This is a genomic window from Kocuria salina (assembly GCF_013368965.1).
Taxonomy (GTDB): Bacteria; Actinomycetota; Actinomycetes; order Actinomycetales; family Micrococcaceae; genus Kocuria; species Kocuria rosea.
On sequence record NZ_SSSF01000001.1, the window covers coordinates 189,783 to 209,861 of the forward strand.

Annotated in this window: 14 protein-coding genes; 6 read left to right on the forward strand and 8 right to left on the reverse strand. The window is 76.3% G+C overall.

Annotation, left to right across the window (positions count from 1 at the left end):
* Positions 1 to 17: 17 nt before the first annotated feature.
* The 4 genes from E7Z53_RS00900 to E7Z53_RS00915 form a co-directional block, all read right to left on the reverse strand.
* Positions 18 to 1,130 carry a hypothetical protein gene (locus E7Z53_RS00900; protein WP_176336952.1) on the reverse strand — a complete coding sequence of 371 codons (1,113 nt, stop codon included), beginning with the start codon at positions 1,128 to 1,130 and terminating at the stop codon, positions 18 to 20.
* A gap of 87 nt (positions 1,131 to 1,217) precedes the next feature.
* On the reverse strand, positions 1,218 to 3,617 hold the full coding sequence (locus E7Z53_RS00905; RefSeq protein WP_176336953.1) for a GNAT family N-acetyltransferase: 2,400 nt from the start codon (positions 3,615 to 3,617) through the stop codon (positions 1,218 to 1,220).
* Positions 3,614 to 4,960, reverse strand: coding sequence for a lysine N(6)-hydroxylase/L-ornithine N(5)-oxygenase family protein (locus E7Z53_RS00910; protein ID WP_176336954.1), 1,347 nt, complete (start codon positions 4,958 to 4,960; stop codon positions 3,614 to 3,616). The genes E7Z53_RS00905 and E7Z53_RS00910 overlap by 4 nt, the downstream gene beginning before the upstream one ends.
* On the reverse strand, positions 4,960 to 6,429 hold the full coding sequence (locus E7Z53_RS00915) for a pyridoxal phosphate-dependent decarboxylase family protein (protein ID WP_109268342.1): 1,470 nt from the start codon (positions 6,427 to 6,429) through the stop codon (positions 4,960 to 4,962). The genes E7Z53_RS00910 and E7Z53_RS00915 overlap by 1 nt, the downstream gene beginning before the upstream one ends.
* Positions 6,430 to 6,642: 213 nt before the next feature.
* On the opposite strand from E7Z53_RS00915, the gene E7Z53_RS00920 reads away from it, so the two are divergent.
* From E7Z53_RS00920 to E7Z53_RS00940, 5 genes are read left to right on the forward strand one after another with little or no spacing between them, the layout of a single operon-like run.
* On the forward strand, positions 6,643 to 7,749 hold the full coding sequence (locus E7Z53_RS00920; RefSeq protein WP_440941477.1) for an iron-siderophore ABC transporter substrate-binding protein: 1,107 nt from the start codon (positions 6,643 to 6,645) through the stop codon (positions 7,747 to 7,749).
* Between the two features lie 13 nt (positions 7,750 to 7,762).
* A complete protein-coding gene (locus E7Z53_RS00925) occupies positions 7,763 to 8,854 on the forward strand; it encodes a FecCD family ABC transporter permease (protein ID WP_176336955.1) in 1,092 nt (363 codons plus the stop codon).
* A complete protein-coding gene (locus E7Z53_RS00930) occupies positions 8,851 to 9,930 on the forward strand; it encodes a FecCD family ABC transporter permease (protein ID WP_176336956.1) in 1,080 nt (359 codons plus the stop codon). Before E7Z53_RS00925 ends, E7Z53_RS00930 begins: the two co-directional genes overlap by 4 nt.
* A complete protein-coding gene (locus E7Z53_RS00935; protein ID WP_017834696.1) occupies positions 9,927 to 10,892 on the forward strand; it encodes an ABC transporter ATP-binding protein in 966 nt (321 codons plus the stop codon). The genes E7Z53_RS00930 and E7Z53_RS00935 overlap by 4 nt, the downstream gene beginning before the upstream one ends.
* Complete coding sequence (locus E7Z53_RS00940; RefSeq protein ID WP_017834695.1) at positions 10,889 to 11,941, forward strand: siderophore-interacting protein; 1,053 nt, start codon at positions 10,889 to 10,891, stop codon at positions 11,939 to 11,941. Before E7Z53_RS00935 ends, E7Z53_RS00940 begins: the two co-directional genes overlap by 4 nt.
* 30 nt (positions 11,942 to 11,971) lie before the next feature.
* Here E7Z53_RS00940 and E7Z53_RS00945 read toward each other — a convergent pair whose 3' ends face one another.
* Both E7Z53_RS00945 and E7Z53_RS00950 read right to left on the reverse strand, forming a co-directional pair.
* Positions 11,972 to 14,080 carry a glycosyl hydrolase family 8 gene (locus E7Z53_RS00945; protein ID WP_176336957.1) on the reverse strand — a complete coding sequence of 703 codons (2,109 nt, stop codon included), beginning with the start codon at positions 14,078 to 14,080 and terminating at the stop codon, positions 11,972 to 11,974.
* 199 nt (positions 14,081 to 14,279) lie between these two features.
* Entirely contained in the window at positions 14,280 to 15,455 is a 1,176-nt protein-coding gene (locus tag E7Z53_RS00950) for a PQQ-dependent sugar dehydrogenase (RefSeq protein WP_095650273.1), read from the reverse strand.
* 93 nt (positions 15,456 to 15,548) lie between these two features.
* Between E7Z53_RS00950 and E7Z53_RS00955 the strand changes: the two genes are divergently transcribed.
* Positions 15,549 to 16,511, forward strand: a complete 963-nt coding sequence (locus E7Z53_RS00955) for a DMT family transporter (protein ID WP_109221392.1) — start codon at positions 15,549 to 15,551, stop codon at positions 16,509 to 16,511.
* A gap of 210 nt (positions 16,512 to 16,721) precedes the next feature.
* On the opposite strand, the gene E7Z53_RS00960 is transcribed toward E7Z53_RS00955, so the two are convergent.
* The gene (locus E7Z53_RS00960; RefSeq protein WP_109243154.1) at positions 16,722 to 18,302 is read right to left on the reverse strand and encodes an alpha/beta hydrolase; all 1,581 of its coding nucleotides are present in this window, start codon (positions 18,300 to 18,302) and stop codon (positions 16,722 to 16,724) included.
* A gap of 187 nt (positions 18,303 to 18,489) precedes the next feature.
* The gene (locus E7Z53_RS00965) at positions 18,490 to 19,950 is read right to left on the reverse strand and encodes an MFS transporter (RefSeq protein WP_017834689.1); all 1,461 of its coding nucleotides are present in this window, start codon (positions 19,948 to 19,950) and stop codon (positions 18,490 to 18,492) included.
* Between the last annotated feature and the right edge of the window lie 129 nt (positions 19,951 to 20,079).

Genomic DNA, 20,079 nt, shown 5'->3' on the forward strand with positions numbered 1-20,079 from the left:
GCCGGCGGTGGTCCGGGTCAGGGCTCCGAGCGGGTGTACGCCGCGGCGCGCACGGCGTCGTCGTCCTCGAGCCCGGCCCCGAGGGCCCCGCCCACGGTGGCGAGCGTGGCGGTCAGCCACGCGAGCTTGACGTACTCCACCGCCCCGGCCGGAGCGCCGATCACCGCCGCGAAGACTCCGCCGTCCACGAGCAGCAGCGCCCCGAGCCAGGACAGGGCGAAGACCGCGAGGTAGAAGACGGAGACGCCGATGGCCACGGTGGCGGCGGTGGCGAGGTTGAACAGGGCCACCTGCTCGCGCTCGGCCCGCCGGCGCGGGCGCTCCCACAGCCGGGCGCCGACGACGAGGGCGCCGGTCACCGCGCCGATCGACAGCAGGCCCAGCAGCCCCAGCCGCCAGGGCCCGTAGGCGGCGGCGAGCAGCCACAGGTCCGAGGCGACCAGGGTGAGCACGCCGGTCGCCGCGGCCAGGGCGAGCGTGCGGGACAGGCGCACCACCAGGGTCCACGGCCGGTTGGCACGGATCATCCCGAGCAGCAGGCGCACGTTGCCGCCGAGGACGCGGGCCGTGAACTGCACGGCGTTGTCCTCGGGCCGGTCCACCAGGTCCTCCGAGCGCTGCCGCGCCCGCCGCACGAGCTCCTCCTGCGCGTCGGCGTCGCCCGCGTCCTCCGTGTCGTGGCCGAGCAGGTGGCCGACCACCCGCACGGTCGTCTGCCGCACCTTCTGCCCCACGTGCAGCGCGCCGAGGGCCGGGACGGCGACCAGGCCCACGCCGTGCACAGGGCTCAGCTGCGTGAGCACGGGGCTGCGGCCGTCCTTGAGCGGGACGTCCGTGAGGACCACGACGAGGTCCCAGTCCTCGTCGAGCATCCGGTCGCGCGCGGCCTCGAGCAGGTCCAGGCCGTCGGCGGGCGGGACGACCAGCCGGTCGGTCACCGCCGCCACCCGCCAGCGCACCCCGGGATAGCGCGCGTGCAGCGGCCCCTGCAGGGAGGCCGCGAGGTCCCGGGGCAGGGCGCCCGCGATCTGCGGGGAGAGGACGAGGCCGACCAGCAGCTCGGGCACGGAGCCGTGGCCGGAGTCGTGGCCGGGGGCGGGGTCGGCGGTGGCGGAACGGTCGTCGGGCACCGCTCAATCCTGGGGCAGGACCCGGGGAAACGCCACTCGGGGTCCGGGCGGGGCCCGCCCGGTCCCGGACGGGGCGGGGCGGGCGGGTCAGCGCACGGGCACCCGCCCGGCCACCGGGTTCTCCAGGGTCCCTGCGTACTGCAGGGACGCCGCCTGGTCGGTCAGGTCGACCATCTGCAGGGTGTTGAGCAGCTGCAGCCGGTTGAGGCAGGAGTGCTCGAACCGGGGCGCGAAGAGCGGCACGCGGTCCGCGCCGGCCGGGTCGGCGTCGGCGACGTCCTGGAGGCACCGCGCCGCGAGGTCCCAGAACTCGTCCGCGGCCAGCAGCCCGTCGGCCTCGAGCAGGCCCGCGAGGTGCCGCAGCACGCCGTCGAACACGTCCGTGTGCACGGACAGCGCCGCCGTGGCGGGCGGCACCACGTGGCGGATCCGCTCGAGGCCCTCCGGGAGGGGCCGGTCCGTGACGACGGCGACCTCCTCGCCGATGTCCTTCATGACCGCCCGCCGCGGGACGTGCCCGGCCAGGACGAGGACGACGTTCTCTCCGTGCGGCATGAACACGAGGTCGTGGGCGAGCAGGCACCGGGCCACCGGGGCGAGGTACACGGCGAGCAGCCGCCGCACCCACTCCGCGGCGTCCAGCCCGGACGCGCGCACGTGCACGGAGACCAGCGGTGTGCCGCCGGCGTCGACGTGCAGCAGGGACGCGAGGGTCGCGAGCCGCTCCCCGTCCGCGAGCCGGGGCACGGGGCTCTCCCGCCACAGCGCCGCGAGCATCTTCGTGTGCGGGCCCTCCTCCCCGTGGCCGGAGGCGGCGGCGCGGTGGTACGCGTCCCCGGTGTAGCCGACCGCGGCCACCTCCCGCAGGACCGAGAACCCGGCCTCCGCGAGCACCGGGTCGGCCGCGACGACGTCGGCGACCCAGTCGTTGATCGCGGGGGTGTCGCGCATGTACCGGGGGGAGAGCCCCCGGAGGAAGCCCATGTTCTGCACGGCCAGGGCGGTCTTCACGTAGTGCCGGTCGGGACGGGAGACGTTGAAGAACGTGCGGATCGACTGCTGCGCCCGGTGCTCGTCCCCGGTGGTGCCCAGCAGCACGAGGTCCCGGCGGGCGAGGTCGGGGGCGAACGTCACCGCGATCCGGTGCTCCCACTGGTGGGGGTGCACCGGCAGGGGACGGTAGTCCTCCGGGTCCAGGCCCAGACCGGTCAGCCGGGCCCGGAAGCGGGACCGCACGGCCGGGTCCAGCTCGCCGGCCCACAGCTGCTCCTCGGTGCGGCCGCGCCCGGTGTCGAGGCGGCTGAGCTCCCGGCGGACGGCGAGCCACACGAGGCGCACCGGACGGGCGGCCTCGGGGGCGAAGCGGTCGTGCTCGGTGACGCCCATCCCGATCCGGCCGTTGTTGGCCACGAAGCCCGGGTGCCCCTCGGTCATCGCCGCCTCGACGTCCTGGAAGCCCGCCTCCGCGAGCGCGGCCGAGGGCCGGGTCCGGTGCACCAGCTTGTACGCGGCCGAGGCGAGGGTCCCGGCGATCTCCTCGAGGTAGGTCGCCAGCAGGTGCGGGGGCATGCCGAGCGCGGGGGCCAGCTCCGTGACCAGCGCCTGGGCGTCCGGCTCGGCGTCCGCGCCGTCCACGGAGCGGCGCAGCGAGCCCTCGTCCAGCACCCAGTGCTCCAGGGCGGTGCGCCGGGCGCGGAACCGGTAGCGGACCCGGTCCCCGCCGGTGCGGACCTCGTAGAGCCCCTCCCCCACGGGCTCGGGGGCGATCAGCCGCTCGTGGGCGAACTCGGCCAGGGCCTTGCAGCACAGGTGGCGGTGGGCGGTCCGCATCGGGTGCAGGCCGAGGTGGGCGGGCCCGTCGTCGGCCTCCTCCCCGGGGACCGCGACGGGGACCACGGCGGGGACCACGGCGGTCGCGGGGCCCAGCTCGGAGGCCGCGAACCCCTCGGGGGTGCACGTGCTGAGCAGCGCGGTCTTGCCGGGCAGCTCGAGCGGGCCGTGGACCTCGAAGCCGGCGCGGGCGTTGAGCCGGTGGACGGCGGTGTTGCGGACGTCGGGCTCGACGACGACGCGCCGGGCCCCGCGCGCCTCGAAGAGCCAGCGCAGCGTGGCGGCCATGAGGGCGGCGCTCGTGCCCGGCACGGGGGTCCGTGCGGGGGCGAGGAGCAGGTGCATCCCCACGTCGCCGGGCCGGTGCGCGTAGTGGCCGGGGAGGAGCACCGCGCCGGGGTCGTAGGTCTCGACGAGCCCGAGCGGGACGCCGTCGAGGCGGGCCAGCCACGCGTCGCGGTGCGGGTCCTCGGCGACGGCTGCGAAGGTGCGCCGGACGCGCTCGGGGTCGGCGTCGAGCAGGTCCCAGAACCGGGACCGGGAGTGGGTGAGCCAGGCGTGCAGGAGCTCGACGGTGGTCGCGTCCGGGACGAGCGGCTCAAGGGTCAGGACGCCGCCGGGGGTGGCGAGACGGGCGGGCGCGGGGCGGGCGGTCATGCGGTCTCCTGGGGGATGTCGCGGGGGACGTCACGGGGGACGTCCTGGGCGGCGCCCCGGGGGACGCCGAAGGTCTGGAAGGCGATGGCTGGCTCGACCGGGTAGACCTCCCGGCCCGTGACGGCCCGGAGGATGACGCTGTTGCGGTAGGCGCCCATGCCGAGGTCGGGGGAGGTCAGGCCGTGGGTGTGCACCTCGGCGTTCTGCACCCAGATCCGGGAGCGCTCGTGGTCGACCGCGTAGTCGCGGGAGACGTCGTAGCGGCCGGCGGGGTCCCACGCGATGTCGTCGAGGACCGGGGCCAGGAAGCCGGGCACCTCGGCGCGGTATCCGGTGGCCAGCACCAGGGCGCCGGTGGGGTGCCGCCAGTCGCGCTCGAGCTCGTCGTCGTGCAGGGCGAGGACCAGGTCGCCGCCGTCCTGCTCGACACCCATGAGGGTGGTGCTCGTGGTCAGCAGGCCGGCGGGGTGCCCGTGCACCGAGCGGCGGTAGAGCAGCTCATGGATGTCGTTCACCAGCTCCGCGCTGATCCCCTTGTAGAGGCTGGCGTGCTCGCGGTTGAGCCGGTCCCGCCGGTCCGCGCCGAGGCCGTGGAAGTGGTCCACGTACTCGGGGGAGGTCAGCTCGAGGGTGAGCTTCGTGTACTCCATGGGGAAGAACCGCGGGGAGCGGGTGATCCAGTCCACCCGCGGGCCGTCGGCGCCGGAGCGCTCGAGCAGGTCGCGGTAGACCTCGGCGGCGGACTGGCCGCTGCCGAGCACGGTGACGCTCCCCCGCCCGAGCAGCTCCTCGCGCCGGGGCAGGTAGTCGCTGGTGTGCAGGACGGTGCCGGCGGCGGGGTCCACGCCCGCGGGCACTGCGGGCACCGTGCCGACGCCGAGGACCAGCCGGCGGGTCCGCCACTGCTCCGTCCCGGCGGCCGTCCGGGCCGTGACCACGTAGGCGTCGTCGGCGGGGTCGCGCTCGACGCCGACGACCTCCCGGCCCCAGCGCAGGCTGTCGAGCTGCTCGCTCGCCCACCGGCAGTAGGCGCTGTACTCGGCGCGCAGCGGGTTGAAGTCCTCCCGGATGTAGAACGGGTACAGCCGTCCGGTCCGCTTGAGGTAGTGGAGGAAGGAGTAGGGGGAGGTGGGGTCGGCCAGGGTGACGAGGTCGGCGAGGAACGGGACCTGGATCGTGGCGTCCTCGAGCATCAGCCCGGGGTGCCAGTCGAAGGCGTCCTTCGCGTCGAGGAACACCGCGTCGAGGTCCTCCAGCGGTGCGGCGAGGCAGGCCAGGCCCAGGTTGAAGGGGCCGATCCCGATGCCCAGCAGGTCGTGGACGTGCCCGGTCGCGGGCGCCATCAGCGGGCCCCCGCCGCGGCCTCGAGCGGGCGGGGCGCGGCACCGCGGGCGGCGGCCCGGACGAGGTCCAGCACGCCCCGGACGTCCTCGGTGGTCGTCGCCGGGTTGAGGAGCGTGAGCTTCAGGCACCGGCGGCCGTCGAGGACGGTCGAGGCGACCGCGGCGCGGCCGGAGTCGAACAGCGCGCTCCGCACGGTCTCCACGAGCCGGTCCGCGGCGTCGTCGTCGGCGTCCGGGGACCGGTGCCGGAACAGGACGGTCGAGAGCACGGGCTCGGCCACCAGCTCCAGGTCGGGGGTCTCGTCCACGATCCGGCCCGCCTCCTGGGCGAGCTCCAGCACCCGGTCGAGGGCGCGGCCGATCCCCTCGGCGCCGACGGTGCGCAGGGTCATCCACAGCTTCAGGGCGTCGAAGCGGCGCGTGGTCTGCAGGGACTTGTCCACGAGGTTGGGCCGCACCGCGTGCCGGGGGTTCAGGTACTCGGCGCTCCACGTGGAGAAGCGCAGGCTCCGCCCCTCCCGCAGCAGCAGGGCGGAGGCGGCGACCGGCTGGAACCAGGACTTGTGGAAGTCCACGGTGACGGAGTCCGCCCGTTCGATCCCGTCCAGCCGGTGGCGGTGGGCGGGCGAGACGAGCAGGCCGCCGCCGTAGGCGGCGTCGACGTGCAGCCAGACGCCGTGGGCGGAGCACGCCCGGGCGACGTCGGCCAGGGGGTCGATCGCCCCGAGGTCCGTGGTGCCGGCCGTGGCCACGACCGCGGCGACCTCCGCGCCGGACGCGGCGACCTCGTGCAGGACGCGCTCGAGGGCGACCGGGTCCAGGGCTCCGCCCCGCGCGGCGGGCACGGGCACGACCGCGTCCGCGGACAGCCCCAGCAGGTGCGCCGCCTTCGCGATGCTGAAGTGGGCGTGCTCCCCCGCCACGATCCGCAGCCGCCCGAGCCGCTCCCCGCGGGACGCCGGGTGCGCCCGGGACAGGCGCTCCTCCCGGGCCGTGAACAGCGCCTGGAGGTTGGACTGGGTGCCGCCGGTGGTGAACACGCCGTCCGGCTCGCCCGCGGCGGGGAAGCCGATCCGCGCGGCGGTCCAGTCCACGATCCGCTGCTCGACCAGGGTGGCGGTGGTGCTCTGGTCCCAGGTCTCGACCGCCGTGTTCACCGCGGCGGTGAGCGCCTCGGCGGCCACCGCCGGGATGGCCACGGGACAGTTGAGGTGGGCCATGTAGCCCGGGGCGTGGAAGTGCACGGCGTGGTCGAGGTAGAGCCGCCGGGTCTCCTCGACCACGGCGCCGAGGTCCCCGAGGGGCCGTTCGAGGTCCACCGCGGCGACCAGCTCCTCGAGCTCCTCGGGCGTGGCGGCGGAGCGGGGGCTCCGGGCGCCGGCGAGGTGGACGGCGAGCACGTCCACGGTCTCGTGCAGGGCGCGGGCGTACTGCGCCGGGGTGTCGTGGGTCAGCAGGAAGTCGTGCATGGGCTCCTCGCAGGGGGTGGACGGGGCCGCTCGGGCCCCTCGTGGAGTTAGGCAAGGCATACCTAACCACATCGGCGGAGCGATTACATCATGCTCGTGTTGCGTATTCGCCGGATCACGCCCTAGGGTGATCCCTGTCTTCCGGGTTAGGCAACCCTTGCCTCACCTCGCGTCCCACCGACGGTTCCGCCGTCGACGTCCGAAAGGGTGGCCGTGACCTCTCTGCTCCCCCGCGCTCCGCGCCCGCTGTTCCCCGCCCCGTCCGCCGCGCGCCGCCGCGTCCTCGCCCCGGCCGCCCTGCTGGCCGCGGGGGCCCTGGTCCTGACCGGGTGCTCCACCGGACCGGCGGGCGGGGAGTCCGGGAGCGGGTCCGCGTCCGCGGAGGGCGCCACCGGCGAGTTCCCGCGCACCGTGGAGCACGCCTTCGGCGAGACCACGATCGAGGAGGCCCCCGAGCGCGTGGCCACGGTGTCCTGGGTCAACCACGACGTCGCCACCGCCCTCGGCGTGGTCCCGGTCGGGGTGCCCGCCCTGGACTTCGGCGCCAACGAGAACGGCTCCACGGACTGGTTCGACGCCGCGCTCGAGGAGTCCGGCGCCGAGGCCCCGGAGACCTACGCCGAGACGGACGGCATCAACTTCGAGGCGATCGCCGCGCTCCAGCCGGACGTCATCCTGGGCGCCTACTCCGGGCTGACGCAGGAGGACTACGACAAGCTCTCCGAGATCGCGCCCGTGGTCGGCTTCCCCGAGGACGCCGTGGCCTACGGGACGTCCTGGCAGGACTCCACCGAGCTCATCGGCCAGGCCCTGGGCCGGGAGGAGCGGGCCGCCGAGGTCGTGGCGGACGTCGAGCAGCAGATCGAGGACGCCGCCGCCGAGCACCCGGAGCTCGAGGGCACGTCCTTCGTGTACGGCACGCTCGACCCGTCCGCGGCCGACCAGATCTTCGCCTACACCGCGGTGGACAACCGCCCCAAGTTCCTCGAGTCCCTCGGCATGGTCCAGTCCGAGGCGGTCGCGGAGGCCGCCGAGGGCAAGGAGGACGAGTTCTTCATCACCTGGTCCCCGGAGCGCGCCGACGAGCTGACCTCCGACGTCTTCGTCAGCTGGGCCGAGGACGACAGCGTGCGGGAGGCCATCGAGAACGACCCCCTGCTCAGCCGCGTCCCCGCGGTCGAGAACGACGCCCTGGTGCTCCAGAGCGACCAGCAGGAGGTGCTCTCGGTCTCGGCCGCCTCCCCGCTGAGCATCCCGTGGGCGCTCGAGAACGTGCTGCCGGACATCGCCGAGGCCGCCGCGTCCGCCGGCGGCCGGTGAGACCGCGGTCCCGGTGAGCAGCTCGAGCACGGTCTCCCCCGCCCGGGCCACCCGGCAGGTCCCCGGCACCGCGCAGCGGCGCCGGGGTCTCGCCCTGTCCGCGGCCGTGCTGCTGCTGGCCCTCGCCGCCGCGGCCTCCCTGTTCTGGGGGGCCCGCTCGGTGGACCCGGCCACCGTGGTCGCCGTGCTCACCGGCCTGCCCGCCGCGCTCCTGGAGGGCGGCTGGGCGCAGGTCTCCGCCGGCCTGGGCATCGACGCCGCCGTGGTGCAGAGCAGGATCCCTCGCACCCTGACCGCGGTGCTCGCGGGGGCGGCCCTGGCCGTGGCCGGCGCCGGCATGCAGGGGGTCAGCCGCAACCCGCTGGGCGACCCCGGGCTCCTGGGGCTGACCGCCGGCGCCGCGTGCGCGGTGGTTCTCGGCATCGGCTGGCTCGGCCTCGTGACCACGTGGCAGCTCACCGCTCTGGCTCTCGCCGGCTCGGCCGTGGCCGCGGTGCTCGTCTTCGGCTCCTCCCGGCTCGGCGGCGGCGCCCCGACCCCCGCGGGCCTGGTCCTCTCCGGCGCGGCCGTGAACGCCGGCTTCACCGCGCTGACCTCCTCCGTGGTGCTGATGCTGCCCGCGGTCCTGGACCGCTTCCGGTTCTGGAGCATCGGCTCGGTCGCCCGCGCCGAGACCACCGATCTCGCCGCCGTGGCGCCGCTCGTGCTGCTCGGCGTGCTCCTCGTGCTCGGCGGCTCCTCGGGGCTCAACGCCATGGCCCTGGGCGACGAGCTCGCCCACGGACTGGGCGTGGACCTGGGCGTGCAGCGCGTCCTCGTCTTCGTGGGCGTGGTCCTGCTCTCCGGCTCGGCCACGGCGCTCGCGGGCCCCATCGCCTTCGTGGGCCTGCTCGTGCCCCACGCCGTGCGCCGTCTCCTCGGCGGCGACTACCGCTGGATCGTCCTGTTCAGCGTGGTCCTGGGCCCCGTGCTGCTCCTCTCGGCCGACGTCCTGGGCCGGGTGCTGACCCCGCCCCAGGAGATCCACGTGGGCGTCACCACCGTGGTGCTGGGCGTGCCCGTGCTGCTGGCGCTGCTGCGCCGGGGCCGGAGCGTGACGCTGTGACCGGCACCGTGCTCGCCCCCGCGCCCGCCGCCCCCGCGGATCCCGGCGCCGCCGAGCTCGTCCGGGGCGTCCGCCGCGACCGGACCCGCCGCACCCGCCGGGCGGTCGCCCTGCTGGCCCTGGCGCTGCTCGCGGCCCTGGCCGTGCGCGTGCTGCTCGGGCGCTACACCGTGACGGTCCCCGACTTCTTCGCGATCCTCGCCGGGGAGCAGATCCCCGGGGCGAGCTTCATCGTGCTGCAGGAGAAGCTGCCGCGCGCCGTGCTGGGCGCGCTCGCCGGGACCGCCCTCGGCTGCTCCGGCGCCCTGTTCCGCCGGGTGCTCCGCAACCCCCTGGCCAGCCCCGACATCCTGGGCATCACCTACGGCGCCGCGGCGGGAGCCGTGGCCGGCACCGCGCTGTGGGGTCTGCGGGGCACGGCCGTGTCCTGGACCGCCCTGGCCGGGGCGCTGCTCGCCGCGGCCCTCATCGCCACCGCCTCGGTGCGGCTGCGCACCGGGGGGATCGTGGGCGAGCGCTTCCTGCTCGCCGGCATCGGCGTGGCCGCGCTCGCCCAGGCCCTCACCGCGGCCCTGCTGGCACGGCTGTCCCTGAACTCCGCCCAGGACGCCGCCCTCTGGACCGCGGGCTCCCTCAACGCCGCCACGTGGGACCGGATCACGGTCCTCGGGGCGTGCCTGCTGCTGGCCGTGCCCGCGGCCGTGGCCGTGCACCGCGCGCTCGAGCCCGCCGAGCTCGGCCCGGAGCTGGCGGCCGGGCTCGGGGCGCGCCCGGCGCGCAGCCGGGCCCTCGCCCTGGGCCTGGGCGTGCTGATGGCCGCCGTGGCCACGGCCGCGACCGGCCCGCTCGCCTTCGTGGCGCTCATGTCCACCCCGGTGGCCACCGCCCTGACCCGCGGGCGGACCTCGATCGTGGCGTGCGCCCTCGTGGGCGCCGTGGTCGTGGTGGTTGCCGACGCCGTCGGCGCGGGCCTGGTGGCGCAGGTGCAGCTGCCGGCCGGTGTGGTCACGGGCGCCGTGGGCGCCCCCGTGATGCTGTGGCTGCTCGTGCGGCAGCGGAGAGGAGCCCTGGCATGAGCCCCGAGCTGCGCGACGACGTGCGCCCCGGCCTGCGCCCCGTGGAGGAGCCCGTGGCGGACCCCGGCGCCGGCGTCCCCGCGTTCCGGATGCGCGGCCTGTCCCTGGGCTACCAGGACCGCACCGTGGTGCGGGAGGTGGACCTCGACATCCCGCACGGGGCCACCACCGTGCTCATCGGCGCCAACGGCTGCGGCAAGACCACGCTGCTCAAGGGCCTGTCCCGGCAGCTGCGCCCGCTCGCCGGCACGCTCGAGGCGGACGGCCGCGGCGTGCGCGAGTGGCACGCCCGCCAGTACGCCCGCTCGGTCAGCCTCCTGCCGCAGTCGCCCGTGGTCCCGGAGGGCCTGACCGTCGCCGAGCTCGTGGAGCGCGGACGGCACCCGCACCGCCGGTGGTGGGGCGCCCCCTCCCCCGACGACGACGCGGCCGTGGCCCGGGCGATGGAGCTCACCGAGCTCACGGCCCTGGCCGCGCGCCCCGTGGAGGAGCTCTCCGGCGGGCAGCGCCAGCGGGTCTGGATCGCCCTGACCCTGGCCCAGCGCGCCCGCACGATGCTCCTCGACGAGCCCACCTCCTACCTCGACCTGGCGCACCAGGTGGACCTGCTGGACATGCTCCGGGGGCTGGAGCACCCGGACGGGCCGGGTGCCGGCCGGGCCACCGTCGTCGCCGTCCTGCACGAGCTGAACCTGGCCGCGCGCGTGGCCGACCGGCTCGTGGCGATGGCCGCGGGACGGATCGTGGCCGTGGGCACGCCCGCCGAGGTGCTCACCCCCGAGCTGCTGGCCGAGGTCTTCGGGCTCCGGGCGGACGTCGCGCGGGACCCCGTGGGCGGCCGGCCCGTCGTCCTGCCCCGCGGGCGGGCCCGCGAGGGCTCCCACCCCGTACCGCCCGCCGCACCCGTGGCCCTGGAGCCCGCGCCCCGGGCCGCCGCCGAGATCGGAAGGACCCTGCCGTGACCGTCATCCCCACCCCCGAGGCCACCGGTGCCCGCGCGGACCCCGTGCTGTGCGTCGAGGCCGCCGTGACGTCCGTGACCCAGCTGTGCCCGTCCTTCCGCCGGATCACCCTGGCGGGCCCGGAGCTCGCCGGCCTGTCCCCCGCGCTCATCGGGGCCGGGGACCGAACCCGGTGCCGGGACGCCTACATCAAGCTGCTGGTCCCGCCCCCCGGCCGCGAGCCCGAGCGGGCGGACCTGTCCCTGGGGCTGCGGGAGGGCTGGTTCGCCCGGCCCGCCGAGGAGCGCGGGTGGATGCGCACCTACACCGTGCGCGGCGTCCGGCGCACCACGTTCTGCGGGATGGTGGTCCCGGAGCTCGTGATCGACGTGGTGGTGCACGGCGGGCACGCCCAGGACGGCCCGGGCAGCCGGTGGGCGGCCGCCGTGTCCCCCGGCGAGCGCGTGTACCTGCTCGGACCCGGTCCCCAGGAGCGGCCCTGGGCGGCGTGGGACCACGGCGGCGCCCAGCGCGTGCTCGCCGTCGGGGACGAGACCGCAGCCCCGGCCCTGATGTCCGTCGCGGAGGAGTTCACGGACGCCCATCACGGGCTGCCCGCCGGCGGGACCCGCCCCCGCCTCGACGTGGTGCTCGAGGTCCCGCACCCCGAGGACGTCGCCGCCCACCGCCTGCCCGCGGACCTTCCGGACGTCCGGCTGCACGTCCTGCCGCGCGCCGGGGGCGCCGAGCCGGCCGGGCACGGGCACCGGGCCGCGGTGCGCCTCGCGCGCCTGCTCGAGCTGCCCGGCGGAGCCGTGGACGACGTCCTGGCCGGCCGCCGCCCGCAGCGCGGCCGCGGGACGCCCGCCCTGGCGGTCGCGGAGAACGCCGCGGAGCCCCGGGCCTGGTCGGTGGCCGCCCCCGCGCGCGCCGACGCCCCCTACGTGTTCCTCGCCGGCGAGTCCGGCACCGTCAAGGCGCTGCGCCGGCTGTGCGTCGACGCCGCGGGCATCCCCAAGGAGCATGTCTCCTTCATGGGCTACTGGCGGCAGGGCCAGGCGGAGTCCTGAGCGGCCGCGCGCCGGGCCGGGTCCGAGGTCTCAGCCTTCGCGGGCCACGGCCGCAGGGGCACGGCGCGCGCCGGCGGCGCGCGCCGTGAGCTCCTCAAGCGGGCCGCGCGGGAAGCGCCGCAGCCACAGGTGCGCGAAGACCAGCACGGCGGCGCACACCACCAGCCAGGCGAGCACCGTGGCGGGCAGCCGGTGCTGGGCCGCGGCCACGGCCAGGCCCGCGCCCCAGCCGTAGAACAGCGCCGAGGCCAGGAGGTTCTGCAGCAGGTAGCAGCTCAGGGCCGTCCGGCCGACCTCCGCCAGCCTCCGCGCGGCCCAGGACGGCGGCTGTCCGGGACGACGCACACCGAGGTGCGCCACGAGCGCCAGCAGACCCAGCGCCACCACGGGGGCGGTGGTGTAGCGGGCGAAGAAGGCACCGGCCTGCCCGCCCAGGACGTTCAGGCCCAGGTCCACGGGCAGGGCGACCCCCAGACCCAGGACCATGAGCCGCCGCCGCCACCGGCCCCCGTCCGGGACGAGGAGACCGGCCCGCCACAGGAACCGCCCGGCCAGGAACATGACCACCCCCAGCCCGAGGATCAGGACGGGTTCGGCGCGGAACAGGACGACGGCGTCCACCCGCAGCAGCACGAGCTCCCACCACGTGCCGTCGGCGTAGGGGTTCGGCCGGGCCAGGGCCTCGGCCGGGTCCCCGGCGGGGACGACGACGAGGACGGCCGTCAGCGCGCCGATCACCGCGACGTGCGCGGCGGCGCACGCCAGGACGACGCCGCGCTGCACCCGCTCCGAGGTGGTCACCAGCCACGCCACGACCATCCCCGTGAGCGCGTAGCCCATCAGGACGTCGAACTCGATGATCAGCAGGTAGTTGAGCAGCCCGTCCAGGAACAGGATCCCCGCCCGCACCCGGTAGGACCGGGGCCACGCGAGCCCGCGCCGCCGGGCGGAGACGTGCTGGACGGCGAGGCCGATCCCGAAGAGGAGCATCAGCAGGCCCAGGAACTTGCCGTTGGCCACGGCCATCAGCAGCGCCTGGGCAGCGCGCGCCGCTCCGCCGGCGGTGCCGGCCAGCGGATCGGTCAGATAGCCGAGGAAGCCGCCCTGGTGGCTGAAGATCCAGATGTTGGTGGCGAGCGTGCCGAGGATCGCGAGACCGCGGGCCACGTCGAGGGCCGCGATGCGGGAGGGGGCGGGAGCGGGCATGGGTCCACTCTGCCCGGCCCCGGCTCGCCGCGGATCCGCCCCGGGGCGGAGCTCGGCGGGGCGCCGTCGACCGGGCTGGGGCGACGCGCCGCACGGCGGTCCGCGCCGGCTCAGGGGTGGAGGGCGTAGGCGCGGGAGACGCTCACCATGGACAGCAGCTGGATCGAGCTGGAGTAGTAGGACGTGAACTCGGTGCGGGCCGCCAGACAGCGGCCCAGGGCGTCGAGCCAGGCCTGGTCGCCGCCCCCAGACGGCCGCCCAGCTCACGTCCCCCGTGGCGCGGTGGAACGCCCCGAAGTGCCCGATCATCCAGTCGCTCGGGCGCGAGACGTTCCGCCAGGCCCCGTTGGACCAGTCCCCGAGCTCGACGAGCCCGGTGGTGGGGGAAATCAGGGAGCGCTTGATCGCGGCGATGCGGGTCAGGGCCAGCCGCCGGTAGTCGTACGTCCCCCCGGAGCCCCACCGCTGGTGCGCCATCAGCCACCCCATGGCGAGGTCCAGGTCGCCGTCGGTGGCGCTGTCCCGGCCGTGGTGGGAGACCATGCGGTCGTCCTGCTCGGCGGCGTGCAGGCCCGGGTCGATCCGGGAGGGGTGGTCCAGGACGTAGCGGGTGATCCCGTCGACGTAGCCGCGGGCCCGGGGGTCGAGGGGCGCCAGCTGGGCGCTGAGCATCAGCCCGTACCCCTGCCCCTCCGCGACGTAGGGGTTGGCCCCGTTCTGGGCATCGGCACGGACGGCCCACCAGCCGCGGGCCGCGTCGTGCCGCAGCAGCGACGTCCAGTCGGCCCACAGCGTGCGGATCGCGGCGTCCAGCTGCCGCTGCGTCGTGCTGCTCGGGCTGAGCGTGGTTCCTGCCTGTGCGGGGGTCGTCGGGGCGGCGACGGGGACAGTCGCGAGGGCGGCGCCCAGCGCGAGAAGGGTGCGGCGGTGCATGGGGGAACTCCCTGGGCCCGAGAGGGGGGTGGGGGTGGGGGTGGGGGTGCGGGAGGGGGATCGTGACGAGGTCGGGGGCCGCGTCACCGGGGGGACCGTTCCGCAGGGGCCGTTCGGGGGACGGTGTCAGGCGCCAGTCAACCGGAGCCGCCCGGCGGGCGGGCGGCACCGGCGCCCTCCGGCGTGTCGTGCGCCCCGCTCAGGAGTCGCCGGCGCTCGCCGTGACGCGCAGGACGGCGTCGTCGTCGCCGTTGGAGGTGGTGACCCACAGCGCGCCCTCGTCGTCGAGGGTCAGCGAGCGCAGCCGGCCGTAGTCGTTCTCCAGCTCCGCCATGCGGGTCAGCCCGGTGACCGCGGTGTCCTCGACCCGGTAGACCCCCACGCCGGTGTTCTTCAGCTCCGCGACCGCCAGGGCGCCCTCCCACGCCCCCCACTGGTCCCCCTCGAGGAAGGCGGCCCCGCTGAGGGCGACCGTCGGGCGCCCGGAGGACCACGCGGCCGGGAGCGCGTCCGGGAACTCCTCGAGATCGGTCATGGGCACGGACTCGTCGTAGCCGGGCGCCGGGTCCCACCCGTAGTTGGCGCCGGGCTCCAGGACGTTGATCTCGTCGTCGGTGCCGGGGCCGTGCTCCGCCGACCACACCGTGCCCGTCCCGGGCTGCACCGCCAGGCCCTGGACGTTGCGGTGGCCCAGGGTGTGGACGGCGGCCCCGGGCCCGTCCCGGTCGGCGAACGGGTTGTCCTCCGGGACCGTGCCGTCGGGGTGCAGCCGCAGCGTCTTGCCCCCGAGCGAGTCGGGGTCCTGCGGGTTCGCGCCCTGCGCGGCGTCCCCGGTGCCCACGAGGAGCGTGCCGTCCGGGACGAAGCGCAGCCGGCAGCCGCTGTGCCGGCCGGAGCTGATGGGCAGGCCGTCGACGACCGTCCCGGTGCGCTCGGCCGCCGCGGCGCCCTCGTCGAGCCGCCAGCGGGTGACCCGCACGTCCTGCGGCCGGCCGTCCCCGGTGCGCGTCGCGTGGCACAGGAAGATCTCCCGGGTCCGCCCGAAGTCCGGGGAGACCTCCAGGCCCATCAGCCCGGCCTCGCTGCCCACGAACAGGTCGTCCAGGTCGGCCGCGACCTCCCGCGTGCCCTGCTCGTCGTGGGCCAGCAGCCGGCCGCCCCGCTCGGTGACCAGCACGGTCCCCTCCGGGGTGCGGGCCACGTCCCACGCGAGCTCGAGCTCGTCCACGACGACCTCGACGTCGAGGGCGGGGGCGTCCGCCGGGGCGCCCAGGCGCTCGCCGGTGGCCACGGTCCCGCCGCCCTCCGGGGCGCAGGCGCTCAGCAGCAGCACGAGCACGGACAGCGTGCTCACGATCCCCCCGCGGATGTCCATGGTGGCAATCTACTCCGGTCGCCGCCGGGCCGGACCCGTAGGATCGGGGCATCCTGCCCCGGACGGGGCGCGGAGCGGATCGGAGGTGCGCCGGTGGACCACGCCCCGGCCGGTCGTGCCCGGCTGATCCTCCTGGGCGCCGTGGCGCCGGTCGTGTGGGGCACCACCTACGTGGTCACCACCGAGCTGCTGCCGCCGGACCGGCCCATGACCGCCTCCCTCCTGCGGGCCCTCCCCGCCGGGCTGCTGCTGCTCGCCCTGACCCGGCAGCGGCCGCCGCGGGACTGGTGGGGACGGTTCGCGGTGCTCGCGCTGCTCAACTTCGGGGCGTTCTTCCCCCTGCTGTTCCTCGGCGCCTACCGCCTGCCGGGCGGTCTCGCCGCGGTCGTGGGCTCCGCCCAGCCCCTGGTCGCCGCACTCCTGCTGCTGCTGGCCTTCCGGCAGCGCACGCCGCTGCCCCGGATGCTGTGGGCCCTCGCCGCAGTGGCGGGCGTGTCCGTGGCCGTGTTCGCCGGGACCGTCACCCTGGACGCCCTGGGGCTCGCCGCGGCCTTCGCCGGAACCGCGGTCATGGCCGCCGGGGTGGTCCTGACCCGCAGGTGGGGTCTGCCCGACGGCATGAGCGGGCTCGCGGCGACCGGCTGGCAGCTGACCCTGGGCGGTCTGATGATCGCCCCGCTCGTGCCCCTGCTGGACACCGGTGCCTTCTTCCTGGACCTGCCGGCCGTGCTCGGCTACGCCTGGCTGGCGCTGCCCGGCGGCGCCATTGCCTACGCCGCGTGGTTCCACGCCGGCCGGCGCGTGCCGGCCACGAGCCTGACCCTGCTGATCCCGCTGACTCCGGTGACGGCCGCGGCCCTGGGCCTCCTGCTGCTGGACGAGACGCTCACGGGCCTCCAGGCCGCGGGCTTCGGCCTGGCCCTCGTCGCGTCCCTGGCGGGACAGCTGCCGGGCCTGCCGCGCGCAGGGCTCCGCCGCGGGGACGCCGGCCGGTCCCGCCCGGGCGGAGACGGACCACACCGCAGCGGCCGCGGAGCCCGTCATGGTTCTTCATGAGCTGCCGCCGGACGTCCTGCCGGTCGATCGGCGGCGGCGGTCCGCGCCGGTTCGCACGCGGTCCGGAAAATCAAGGGGTGATCCGTGACCGGCGTCTCAGTAGGATGGGGCGAGGCCGCCGGATCTTCCTGATTTCCCTGGTGGCTGGGCCGGTGCGGGGGCGATCTCGTACCGGCCGCTTTCTGCCCGCTCCGCCGCGGGCCCTCCGGCTCAGCAGATCCGCTCCTCCGCGGGCAGCACGCCCTCGAGGAGATGAGCGGTGACCGTCTCGTCGATGCACCGGTTGCCGGTCGCGTAGGACCCGTGCCCCTCGCCCACCCGGGTCAGCAGGTGCCCGCCCTCGAGCTGCTCGGCCAGCGCCTGCGACCACGCGTAGGGCGTGGCCGGGTCCCCCGTGCCGCCGACCACCAGGATGGGCCCGGCACCGGCGGCGTCGATCGGGGCGGGCACACCGACGGGCTCGTGCGGCCAGGCCCCGCAGGTGACCTCGTCGTGGCTGAACCAGTCACCGAGGGTCGGGGACACCTCCTGCAGCTGCGCGTCCAGCGCCGCCATCGCGGCGGGGTCGTCGTCCTCGGGAAGGTCGAGGCAGTTGATCGCGATGTTCGCCGCGCTGGAGTTGGCGTAGGTGCCGTCGGGTCCCCGGCCGTAGGCGATGTCCGCAAGGCGCATCAGTCCCGTCCCGTCCCCGTGCTCCGTGGCCAGCGTGAGGGACTGGGTCAGGAACCACCAGATGCGCGAGTCGTAGAGCGGTTTGATGAGCCCGCTGACGGCGTCGTTCACGGTGAGCGGCCGCCCGTCGGCGGTCGGCAGCGGCTGCACCTCGGTCTGCCGGAGCAGCGCCTCGATCTCGGCCGTCCCCTCGTCGACGGTCCCCTCGAACGGGCACCCGTCCAGGGGCAGGCAGGACTCGACGTACACCCGGAGGGCACGTTCGAAGCCGGCGGCCTGATCGAGGGTCAGTCGGGCCCCGTCGAGGGACGGATCCACCGCCGCGTCCAGCACGAACCGTCCCGTCCGCTCGGGGAAGAGGTCGGCGTACGTGGCGCCGAGCCGGGTGCCGTAGGAGTAGCCGAGGTAGTCGAGCTCCTCGTCGCCGAGCACCGCCCGCAGGATGTCCAGGTCCCGGGCGGCGCTGACCGTGTCGACCTCGCCGAGCAGCGGGCCGGTGTTCGCCGCGCACGCCGCGGCGAACCGCTCGGCCGCCGCGACGGCCTGGGCCAGGCCCTCCGGGGTGTCGGGGTCGACCGTGGTGGCCCGGCTCGCGTCCATTGCGGCGTCGTCGAGGCACTCCACCGCGGTGGAGCTGCCCACGCCCCGCGGGTCGAAGCCCACGATGTCGTACGCGGCCCGGACGCGCGGGTCCAGTCCGGCCGCCCACGCCTCGATCGAAGCCGTCCCGGATCCGCCCGGGCCGCCGAAGTTCACGAGCAGGGAGCCCTGCCGGGCGGCGGGGTCCGTGCTCGGCACCCGGGTGACCGCCAGCTGGATCTGCCCTGCGGCCGGGTTCTCGTGGTCGAGCGGCACCTGCACCAGGGCGCACTCCGCCGCCGCCCCGCACGGGGTCCAGACGGGCTGCTGGGCGTAGAACTCCTCGAGCCCGGGCGGCACCTGGGCGGTGACGAGGACGCCTGGCGGCGGTGCGGCGACCGTGGCCGCCCCGGCCGCCGGAGCGGTCGCCAGCAGCACGGCCAGGGCCAGTGCGGAGCCCGCCCGGCGCGTGCGCCGGCGCCTCCGGTCGCGGGGACCGGGGCCGGAGGCGGGGCGGTGGTCGTTCTCGGGAGCACGCATGGCTCACCACTGCTTTCGGTCGGACCGGCCGGACGCCGGTGCGCGAGCACGAGCGCGGACGCGCACGTCAGGATCCTGCCACCGGCCTCGCGGCCCGCCCGGGCACCGGGCGCCCCCGCGCCCCGGCCTCCGCACCCCACCGGCGTGCCACCAGGGGCTTCAGGCTAGGAGCGTGCCGATCGGGCGGTCAAGGATGTGTCGTGGCGCGAAGGCCGCCCGGCCCGCCCCGCGCCGCGGGCGGTTGGAGGACCACGGCGGACAGCAGCCCGCCCGCCGCGAGCAGGCCCGCGCACAGCCCCATGACCACGGGGAACCCCGCACGGAGCCGGGCCGGGTCGGTGAGACCGGTCTCCCCGAGCCCGCCCACCAGCGGGATCGCCGCGACCGCGAGCAGGCCCGCCGTGCGCGCCACGGCGTTGTTGACCCCGCTGGCCAGCCCGGCCTGCTCCGTGGGCAGCGCGCCGAGGACCGTGGCGGTCAGCGGCGTGACCAGCAGGGTCAGCCCGGCGCCGAACACCGCGGCCGGCACCAGCACCTCCAGGAGGTAGTGCGCCCCGGGCCCGGCCCGGCCCAGCAGGAGCACCCCGAGCGCGGCGATCAGCGGCCCGGCGGTCATGGGCGCCCGCGGACCCACCCGGTGCACCAGGGCGCCCGCGGACGGCGAGAGCAGCAGCATCAGGACGGTGACGGGCAGCAGGGCCAGTCCGGCGGCCACGGGCGAGAACCCGGCTCCCACCTGGAGGGCGACGACGAGGACGAAGAAGACCGCGCCCAGGCCGGCGTAGACCACGAAGGTGATGACGTTCGCCGCCACGAACAGGCGCCGGCGGAACAGGGCGGGCGGCAGCAGCGGGGACCTCGCACGCCGCTCCCGGAGCAGGAACGCCGCCAGCAGGACGGCCCCGGCCGCGAGCGCCCCGCCCGCCGCCGGCACCGACGGGTCGTCGCCGGACGCGGTGGTCAGCCCGAGCGTCAGCGCCCCGAGACCGGCCACCAGCAGCGCCGCGCCGGGCACGTCCAGCTGCGGGCACGCCGCCGGGTTCCTCGACTCGGGGACGTGCCGGCGGGCGATCAGCGCCACGGCGAGCGCCACCGGGAGGTTGACCAGGAACACCCACCGCCACGAGGTGGTCTGGACGAGCCAGCCGCCCGCGAACGGCCCCACGGCCGAGGCGACCCCTGTGAGCCCCGACCAGGCGCCGATGGCGCGGGCGCGGTGCTCCGGGGCGAAGGAGGCCTGCAGGATCGCGAGCGCGGTCGGCACCAGGAGGGCGCCGCCGATCCCCTGGACGGCCCGCGCGGCGACGAGGACGGTGACGTCCGGGGCCAGGCCGCACAGCGCGGAGGCCCCGGCGAAGCAGCCGACGCCGATCAGGAAGATCCGGCGCCGGCCGTACCGGTCCCCCAGCGAGCCGCCGAGCAGGACCAGGGCGGCCAGGGTCAGCGTGTACCCGTTGACCACCCAGGTCAGGCCGGTGCTCCCCGCGCCCAGGTCGGCGGCGACGGACGGCAGGGCGATGCTCACCACCGTCGTGTCGATGAACGTCAGGGCCGAGCCGAGCACGGTGGCGGCCAGCACCCAGCGAGCCCGCCGCTCACCCCAGGCCAGCGGCTCGGACGGAGGGCCGTCGCCGGAGGATCGCACCATGGGCAGCTCGTTCCTCCTCGGTACCGGGGTCGGTCCCGGGGTCCGGCACGGGGTCGGGCACGGGGCCCCGCCGGAGCACCCCCGCGCCGTCACCGGATCGTTCCCGCCCAGTGTCCCACCGGGAGGACC